Origin of the sequence: Microbacterium sp. B24, from assembly GCF_000333415.1 — a bacterium.
Classification (GTDB): domain Bacteria; phylum Actinomycetota; class Actinomycetes; order Actinomycetales; family Microbacteriaceae; genus Microbacterium.
Map to the genome: position 1 here is coordinate 1 of NZ_BADB01000494.1, position 8,344 is coordinate 8,344.

The following is an 8,344-nucleotide window of genomic DNA, read 5'->3' on the forward strand; positions in this document are numbered from 1 at the left end:
GCTCGGTACCGGGGATCCTCTAGAGTCATCATGGCCACGCTTCACGCGCCCCTCGGACGTCCGCCACCTGATCACGAGACCGGCGATGGACCGTCCGACATGTTCCGTCGCGGCGGCATCCGCCACGCCGGCGCGGGCCAGGCGTTCTGGTTCCGCCCCCTGGATGCCGCGATCAGCGAGGTGCCGCTCGACGACCGCGAGCTGTCGGTCGTCGTGAGCCTGCGCACCGCCGACCTGCAGCAGCTGTCGGCTCCGGTCACGGCGACGTATCGCATCGTCGATCCCGACCTCGCCGCGCGCCGCATCGACTTCTCCATCGATCTGGTGACCGGCACGTGGACCGAGCAGCCGCTCGACGCGATCGCCGCACCCCTGCACGGCGCGACGACCGCCGCCGTCGTGCACCTGCTGCAGCCGCGCACCCTCGACAACGCCCTGCGCGCCGACCTCGCCGAGCTCGGCGCCGCGGCGACCGCCATGCTCGCCGCCGACACGCGCCTGACCGACCTGGGCATCGCCATCGTCGGGGTGCGGTTCTCGCTGCTGCGCGCCGAGCCGGACGTCGAGCGGGCCCTGCAGACCCCCGCCCGCGAGACGATCCAGCAGGATGCCGACAAGGCCACCTTCGCCCGCCGCGCCCTCGCGGTCGAGCGCGAGGCCGCGATCGGTGAGAACGAGCTGTCCAACCAGGTCGAGCTCGCGCGCCGGCAGGAGGAGCTCGTCCAAGCGCGGGGACGCAACTCCCGCATCGAGGCGGAGCAGGCGGCCGCCGCTGCCGCGATCGCCGTGGAGGCGGAGGCCGAGCGCATCCGCACGAACGCACAGGCCCGGGCCGACGCCGACCGTGCGCTCGGCGAGGCGGCCGGCGCGGCCGAGCGGGCCCGAATGGCGGCACTGCGCGACGTGCCCGTCGAGGTACTGACCGCCCTGGCGATGCGCGAGCTGGCGGGCAACCTGCCCAGCATCGACCACCTGACCGTCACGCCCGACCTGCTCACCAACCTCGTGGGACGCCTCGGCGGCCGGACCGCCGCGCAGACCGCGACACCGACGGGACGCTGAGATGACCGCTCCTCGAGCCGTCATCGTGCATCGGGCGAGCGAGCTCACCGAACTGCTCGCCCGGCACGGCACGCGCGGCCAGGTCGCCTTCTTCCTCGATCAGCGAGGCCAGAGCCTCGCCGCCGTCGAAGAGCGGCACGAGCGCACCCGCGCCGCCCTGGCCGACGTGTCCGCGGGGCTCCCGGTCGATTGGCGGCGAGCCACGGTCGAACGCAGCGACCTCGCCCGCTTCGTCTTCGAACCCGACGACGTCGTGCTCGTCGTCGGACAGGACGGGCTCGTCGCCAACGCCGCGAAGTACCTCGGCATCCAACCCGTCATCGGCATCGACCCGCTGCCCGGCGTCAATGCCGGGGTGCTCGTCCCGCACACCCCCGCGGCGGGAGTCGCCCTCGCCGCCGCCGCGCAGGCGGGAACCGCACCGATCTGCGAGCGCACGATGGTGCAGGTGCGCACCGACGACGGTCAGTCGCTCACGGCGCTGAACGAGGTGATGATCGGCCAGAGCGGCCACCAGTCGGCGCGATACACGCTCGAGGTCGGCGGTCGCCGGGAGCGACAGTCCTCGTCGGGCGTCATCGTCGGCACCGGCACGGGAGCGACGGGATGGTGCTCCTCGATCGCACGTGTGCAGGCACCAGGGATGCCGCTGCCCACCGCCACCGAGAGCGCACTCGCCTGGTTCGTCCGGGAGCCGTGGCCGTCGCCGAGCACGGGCGCAGACCTGTTCGCGGGTCGACTCGACGGCGGGGAGGTGACCCTCCGCGTCGAGTCGGACGTGCTCGTCGCGTTCGGCGATGGGATGGAGGACGACCGCCTGTCGCTGTCGTGGGGTCAGCGCGTGAGCGTCGGCGTCGCCGACCGGACGCTGCGCACCGTCACGGCGTAGCCGCGTCAGCGGGCCCGCGCGGACCGCTTGGGCTTGGGGACGAACAACGTCTCGCTCTGTTCGAGCGCCATGCCCTTCGTCTCGGGGATCTTCCACAGCACGAAGACGAACGACAGCGCCGCGAACACGGCGTACATGCCGTACGTGAACGGAAGCGAGAAGGCCGCAAGCTGGGGGAAGGTCCAGGACACGAGGAAGTTCGCGATCCACTGGGCACTCGCCGCGACACCGAGGGCCTTGCCGCGGATGCGGCTGGGGAAGATCTCCCCGAGCAGCACCCAGACGATGGGGCCCCAGGAGGCGCCGAACCCGACGACGAACAGGTTCGCCGCCACCAGCGCGATCGGACCCCACGCCCCCGGGAGGGTCACCTCGCCGTCCACCGTCTGTTCTAACGCGAAGGCCAGGGCCATCGTGGCCAGCGACAGGGTCATCAGCAGCGAGCCGGTCATCAGAATCGGCTTGCGTCCGACCCGGTCGACGAGGAAGATCGCGACGAGCGTCACCAGCACGTTCGTCACGGACGTGAAGACGCTGATCAGCAGCGAGTTGCTCTCATCGAATCCGACCGCACGCCACAGCGTCGTCGAATAGTAGAAGATGACGTTGATGCCGACGAGCTGCTGGAAGGCCGACAGCAGGATGCCGATCCAGACGACGGGCTGCAGACCCAGCGCCTTTCCACGCAGAGAGGCGCTCCGGTTCTTGCGGTCGTCTTCGATGCCGCTGATCAGCTCGTTCATCGTCTTGTCGAGGTCGGCGGCGGGAACGAGTCGCTCGAAGATCGCGCGCGCCTCGTCGTTGCGTCCCTTGGCGAGCAGGAATCGCGGAGACTCCGGCATCGTCAGCGCCAGGATGCCGTAGACGGCGGCCGGCGCGACGCCGATGAGGAACATCCACCGCCACGCTTCGAGGCCCCACCACAGCACGTTGTCGGCGCTGCCGGCGGCACCGGCGAGCACCGCGTTGCTGAGCAATGCGGTGAAGATGCCGATCGTGATCGCGAGCTGCTGCAGAGAGGCGAGACTGCCGCGCACCTGACGCGGTGCGACCTCGGCGATGTAGGCGGGAGCGACGACCGACGCGATGCCGATGCCGATGCCGCCCAGGACGCGCCAGACGATGAGGTCGGGAACGCTGAAGGTCAGCGCCGAGCCGATCGAGCTGGCCAGGAACATGGCGGAGCCGAGGAGCATGACCCGCAGCCGGCCCCAGCGATCGGAGAGGGCTCCGGCGATGATCGCCCCGAGCGCGCAGCCGAGCAGGGCGACGGCGACGACGAACCCGGTGAGCAGGGCGTCCTTCGTGTACGTGGACTCAATCGAGGAGACCGCGCCGTTGATGACCGAGGAGTCGAAGCCGAACAGGAACCCGCCCACCGCGGCGGCGACCGACAGTGCCGCGGCCCTTCGCCCATACGGGCTTTTCATTGAGAACGTGCCGGCGGGGAGGGAGTCGGTCGTGGTCACTCGGAAAACGATAGCCCCGCCGCGAGCGGCGGGGGCCGCCCTCGCCGAATGTGCCCTGCGCGTGGTAAGGGGTCGTCGTCGCCGGAGCGGATTCCGCTAGGGAACGCGCTGGAACAGGCCGTCCAACAGCGACTGGTAATAGGCCGGGGTGACCGAGATCGGTCCGGAGTAGGGGCGGTCGAAGCCCGCGATGGCATACAGCAGCAGGGCGACGAACACGGCGATGAGCCCCGCCATGATGAGGTGGATGCGGAGGTTTCGCACCTGGATGAGTGACAGCAGGATCGCATTCAGCAGCGCCCCCACCCAGAGCACCGTCCACAGGATGCTCGGCAGCCCGAGATCGGTCACCTCGATCCGCTCGCGTCGCTGGCCGACGAAGGTCTCGAAGGACTGCAGTGTCTGCGCCTGTACGTTGATCTCCCGAGCGTCGGCGGGGACGAACCCGGTGATCGCCCGCTGGATCGCCGTGACGTCGGCGTCGCCGCTCACCGGCTCGATGAGCTGAGCCTGCTGAGGCCAGTCGACCTCGATGACGTTCTTCGTGTAGGTGACGAGCGCATCGCGGAGCTCGGCTCGTTGCGGCTCGGGAAAGTCCTCCGCCGAGCGGTAGAGCACGGCGATGGAGGAGGACTCATTGAGCGCGACCTGGTCCACGTCCGCGTATGTGGAGTACGAGGCGGCGGCGATGAGGGCGAGCGTGACGCCGTAGAAGACCCCGTACGCACCGACGGCGTAGCTGAGCACTCGGTCCCACTCGGACTGATCATGCGCCATGCGCGCGACCCAGCGCCGCAGTGCCAGTAGGACGAGGCACGACAAGCCGACGAAGCCGACGCAGAAGACCGTCATCCCCAGCCACAGGGGCGCGTCCATCAGCGTGACGATCACGGTTCGGCGGGCAGTCGGCGGGAGCGAGTCAGCTGACGAACGAGATCGAAAGGGGGTAGGTGTACCACTCCCCCTTGTTCGCCTTCACGGCGGCGATGATCGAGAAGACGATGTTCACCACGTACACGGCGAGCAGGATGAGCAGCCCGATGCCGATGATGGAGAGCACCGTGCCGACGAGGGACGCGATCAGCATCGTGAGCTGGAAGTTCAGCGCGGCGGCCGTGTGGGCCCGCACGAACGGGCCGCGGTCCTTCAGCACCAGGTAGCCGATCAGCGACGGCAGGAAGTAGAAGATGCCGCCGACGTGGACCAGGGTCGCCCACAGCTTCTCATCCGAGGGGCTCATGGGCTGCGGGCCGGAGGGGACGGCGGGCTGCGGGTACGGCGGAGTGGTCATGCCACCAGCGTAGGGGGCGCGTGTCCGGCACACCGAGGGGGTTATCCCGAGATCCGCCGAATCCTCGGCATCCGGCGGCATCGTTCGATACGGTCGAAGGACATCGGCAATACACAGGAAGTGGGTTCGTAACGTGGAGATTCTTGCCGCTGGGGGCGCACTGGTGATCGTCGGCATCGCCGTCGTCGCCGCGATCGTCCTCCTGATTTTCCTGCTGATCATGGTGCGCGCGTGGTACAAGGTCGCCAAGGCCGACCAGGCGCTCGTGGTGGTCGGCAAGAGCCAGAAGAACGCCAGCGGCGAGTCGTCGCGCATCTCGGTGATCACCGGCGGGGGCGCCCTCGTCAACCCGCTCACGCAGCGCGCCGAGATGATCTCGCTGCGCGCCCGCCAGATCAAGATGGAGCCGACGGCACAGGCCTCCAACGGTGTGACGGTCAACGTCTCGGGCGTCGCACTGGTCAAGATCGGCTCCGACCCCGAGTTCGTCCGCCGCGCAGCCGAGCGCTTCCTCTCCCAGGACGGCGCGATCGAGCAGTTCACGACCGAGCAGCTCGAAGGCGCCCTGCGCGGCGTCGTGGCGACCCTGACGGTCGAGCAGCTGATGAAGGATCGGCAGAAGCTGTCCGACCAGATCGCCGAGGGCATCAAGAGCGACCTGCTCGCCCAGGGACTCATCCTCGACTCGTTCCAGATCCAGGGCGTCACCGACAAGAACGGCTACATCGACGCCCTCGGCGCGACCGAGGTCGAGCGCGTGCGCCGAGAGGCCGAGGTCGCCCGTATCAACGCCGCCCGCGAGGTTCGCGCCCGACAGATCGCGACCGACGAGGCGAACCTCGTCGAGCAGACCGCGTTCGACAAGAACTCCGCCGCCGCGGCGGCCGAAGTCGGTCGTGCCCGCGCCGAGGCCGAGCAGGCCGAAGCGCTCGCGCGTGCCGAGCGTGAGCAGGCCGTGCTGCTGCAGGGAGCCGAGAACAAGCAGGCCCAGCTGGATGCCGACATCAAGAAGGTCGCCGACGCCTCCCTCTACGAGCGCCAGCGCGCGGCGGACGCCGCCGCGTACGGCGAGGTCAAGGCCGCCGAGGCGCGCGCGCAGATCGCAGCGCAGGAGGCGGAGGCCACCCGGCTTCGCGCCCAGGCCGAGGCCGACGCGGTGCGGCTCGTGGGCGAGGCGCGGGCGGCGGCCATCGAGGCCGAGGCCGAAGCCCTCTCCAAGAACCAGGAGGCTCTGCTCGCGCAGCGCGCGCTCGAGGCGCTCGTGCCGATGATGACCGAGTTCGCGCGCGGCTTCGACAAGGTCGGCTCGATCACCGTGCTCGGCGGCGAGGGGGCGTCCAGCCACATGGCCGCCGAATCGGCCTCGAGCATGCGGGCGAGCTTCGACGCGATCCAGGCGGCCACCGGCATCGACCTGCGTCAGGTCATTCAGGGGCAGGCGACCGGCCGCGGGATGGCCCAGGGGCTCCGCGACGAGCAGTCGGTCGCCGCTGAGCCGCCGGTGACCACCGAGAGCTGACGCGTTTCGACTCCTCGCTGCGCTCGTCGCTCAACGACCGGGCAAGCCTCCCGCCCGGTCAGCGGCGCAGCTCGACCCGCGCGACGGTCGCGTCCTCGAGCGCCACGGGATCGATCTCGACGCCGATGCCCGGTCCCGTCGGCACGCGGACGTGCCCGCCGTCCAACACGATCGGGTCGCGCACGATGTCGCGTGAGTAGAAGCGGTCGGATGCCGAGACGTCGCCGGTCAGTGTGAAGCCCGGCAGCGCGGCCAGCGCCGCGTTGGCCGCGCGGCCGATGCCGGTCTCGAGCATGCCGCCGCACCACACGGGGATTCCCGCCTCGCGGCACAGATCGTGGATGCGGACCGCTTCGAGGTAGCCGCCGACGCGGCCCGCCTTGATGTTGATGATCGCGGCGGCCCGCAGAGCGAGCGCATCGCGCGCCGCCTTGGCAGACACGATCGACTCGCCTACGTGCAGCTCATCCGCGACACCCTCATCGAGGTGGATGCCGCCGGCGCCGCGGAGTACCGCCGCAACACCGACCGCTATGTCGCCGAGCTCGACGAGACCGACCGCTTCGTGCGGGACACGATCGACACGATCCCGCCCGAGAGGCGGTGGCTCGTCACGACCCACGATGCGTTCGGCTACCTCGCGCAGGCCTACGGCGTGCGCATCGCCGGGTTCGTCACGCCCAATCCGGCCACCGAGCCGTCGCTGGCCGACCGGCGGCGCCTGGCCGAGACCATCCGCTCGCTGGACGTGCCCGCCGTGTTCGTCGAGCCGAACCTCGCCGCACGGTCGACGACGCTCGCCGACGTCGCCCGCGCCGAGCACGTGGCGGTCTGCCCGATCTACGGCGACGCCTTCGACGCGCACGTGCGCACGTACGTCGACCTCATCCGCGCCAACGCCCGTTCCCTCGCCGACTGCCTCGGCGGCACCGCACCCCGAGAGGATCCCCGCCCATGAGCCCGCGCTCCGCCGCGACCCCCGCCCCTCCGGCCCGTCCCGGACGCCCCGCGCGCCCGGTCGGGCCCGCACGCCTCGTCGGGCGCGCTCTGGCCGGCATCCTGATGGCCGGCGCCCTGCTCGTCCCCGCGGCGCACGCCGCATCGGCGGCGACCGACGACCCGAACCTGGACCAGACGATCGCGGCCGACGAGGCCGTCGTGCACGGCGCGCGCACGCTGGACGCGGGGCACGTGGACATGGGGCCGCGCTTCGTGGACGGGGCGTGGACCTTCCTCATCCACGACGACGTCGCCAAGCTCGACCCGACCCTGACGAGCGTCTGGCGCTACCCCGACGAGACCGTCCTGCAGGTCTCCGACGCCGCGCAGCTGACCGCCCCCGACGATGCGGCGTACGCGTTCCTCGGCGCCGACCCCGGCTCGACGGTGTGGGTCGTGCCGCAGACGCAGAACCCCGACGTCGTCTGGGTGGGCTGGAACACGCAGGACCCCGAGGTGATGGCCCGCATCGACCGCGGCATCACCCTGACGCTGCGCGCGGTCGAGGGTCCCGGGTCGATGTCGGTCTACCTGCAGTCGGGATCGTTCGGCGCGCCCCAGGTGCTGTGGGACTCGCGCACGCCGGAGCCGCAGTCGGTGTGGGTCGACGTCAACACCCACACCCACGCGAACTGGGTCTTCACGCGCCCGGGCGTCTACCTGGTCGAGCTGACGGTCGAGGCGCAGCTGCGCGACGGGTCGACCGCCTCCGACACCCGCCGCATCCGCTTCGCCGTCGGGTCGCAGACGCCCGCGGATGCCGCGCTCGCGGCGGTGTGGACCGGCGCCGAGCCGGCGGCCACCGCGGCTGCGGCCGCCTCCACTGCGGCATCCGGTGACGATCCGCTCGTGCCGGTCCTCGTCGCCGCGATCGTCGTCGTCGCGGCCGCGATCGGCGTCGGTGCGGTCGTGGTGATCGTCCGCGCCCGACGCGTGCGACGCGCGGCGCTGGCGGCGGATGCCGCAGCCACCGCGGTTGATCCGGGAGTGGACGCGTGACGGCTCCCGCGCTCGAGCTCGACGACGTCGCCGTCGACCTGGCCGGCCGCCGCGTGCTCGAAGGCGTCGACCTCACGGTGACCGCGGGCGAACTGGTGGCGCTATCGCCCCAACGC

General features: G+C 70.8%; 8 protein-coding genes and 1 pseudogene. 5 read left to right on the forward strand and 4 right to left on the reverse strand.

The features are described 5' to 3' along the window. Together I5I_RS14270 and I5I_RS14275 are read left to right on the forward strand one after the other, a co-directional pair. On the forward strand, positions 1-1,062 hold a 1,062-nt coding region (locus tag I5I_RS14270), incomplete at its 5' end, for an SPFH domain-containing protein (protein WP_306305742.1). Between the two features lies 1 nt (position 1,063). Next, positions 1,064-1,951, forward strand: a complete 888-nt coding sequence (locus I5I_RS14275; protein ID WP_036321240.1) for an NAD(+)/NADH kinase — start codon at positions 1,064-1,066, stop codon at positions 1,949-1,951. 5 nt (positions 1,952-1,956) lie between these two features. Here the strand turns inward: I5I_RS14275 and I5I_RS14280 are convergent, their stop codons facing one another. From I5I_RS14280 to I5I_RS14290, 3 genes are all read right to left on the reverse strand, one after another. Continuing rightward, the gene (locus I5I_RS14280; protein WP_374699922.1) at positions 1,957-3,381 is read right to left on the reverse strand and encodes a sugar porter family MFS transporter; all 1,425 of its coding nucleotides are present in this window, start codon (positions 3,379-3,381) and stop codon (positions 1,957-1,959) included. 135 nt (positions 3,382-3,516) lie between these two features. After that, entirely contained in the window at positions 3,517-4,296 is a 780-nt protein-coding gene (locus I5I_RS14285; protein ID WP_239640132.1) for a bestrophin-like domain, read from the reverse strand. 43 nt (positions 4,297-4,339) lie between these two features. Then, a complete protein-coding gene (locus I5I_RS14290) occupies positions 4,340-4,711 on the reverse strand; it encodes a DUF4870 domain-containing protein (RefSeq protein WP_036321246.1) in 372 nt (123 codons plus the stop codon). Between the two features lie 163 nt (positions 4,712-4,874). On the opposite strand from I5I_RS14290, the gene I5I_RS14295 reads away from it, so the two are divergent. Further along, positions 4,875-6,230 (forward strand): SPFH domain-containing protein, encoded by a 1,356-nt coding sequence (locus I5I_RS14295; protein ID WP_036321248.1) that lies wholly within the window; start codon positions 4,875-4,877, stop codon positions 6,228-6,230. A 58-nt stretch (positions 6,231-6,288) separates the two neighbouring features. On the opposite strand, the pseudogene I5I_RS14300 reads toward I5I_RS14295, so the two are convergent. Then, positions 6,289-6,681, reverse strand: a pseudogene (locus tag I5I_RS14300) (enolase C-terminal domain-like protein); the annotation flags it as partial. Positions 6,682-6,687: 6 nt separating this feature from the next. On the opposite strand from I5I_RS14300, the gene I5I_RS14305 reads away from it, so the two are divergent. Beyond that, positions 6,688-7,188: a metal ABC transporter solute-binding protein, Zn/Mn family gene (locus tag I5I_RS14305; RefSeq protein ID WP_239640134.1), complete on the forward strand. Its 501-nt coding sequence runs from the start codon at positions 6,688-6,690 to the stop codon at positions 7,186-7,188. Then, positions 7,185-8,228 carry a choice-of-anchor M domain-containing protein gene (locus I5I_RS14310; RefSeq protein ID WP_239640135.1) on the forward strand — a complete coding sequence of 348 codons (1,044 nt, stop codon included), beginning with the start codon at positions 7,185-7,187 and terminating at the stop codon, positions 8,226-8,228. Before I5I_RS14305 ends, I5I_RS14310 begins: the two co-directional genes overlap by 4 nt. The last annotated feature ends 116 nt before the right edge of the window (positions 8,229-8,344 follow it).

Coding starts and splice junctions, on each gene's coding strand:
- I5I_RS14285 (WP_239640132.1), bottom strand. CDS start 4,296: ATGGACGCGCCCCTGTGGCTGGGGATGACGGTCTTCTGCGTCGGCTTC.
- I5I_RS14290 (WP_036321246.1), bottom strand. CDS start 4,711: ATGACCACTCCGCCGTACCCGCAGCCCGCCGTCCCCTCCGGCCCGCAG.
- I5I_RS14310 (WP_239640135.1), top strand. CDS start 7,185: ATGAGCCCGCGCTCCGCCGCGACCCCCGCCCCTCCGGCCCGTCCCGGA.
- I5I_RS14275 (WP_036321240.1), top strand. CDS start 1,064: ATGACCGCTCCTCGAGCCGTCATCGTGCATCGGGCGAGCGAGCTCACC.
- I5I_RS14280 (WP_374699922.1), bottom strand. CDS start 3,381: ATGAAAAGCCCGTATGGGCGAAGGGCCGCGGCACTGTCGGTCGCCGCC.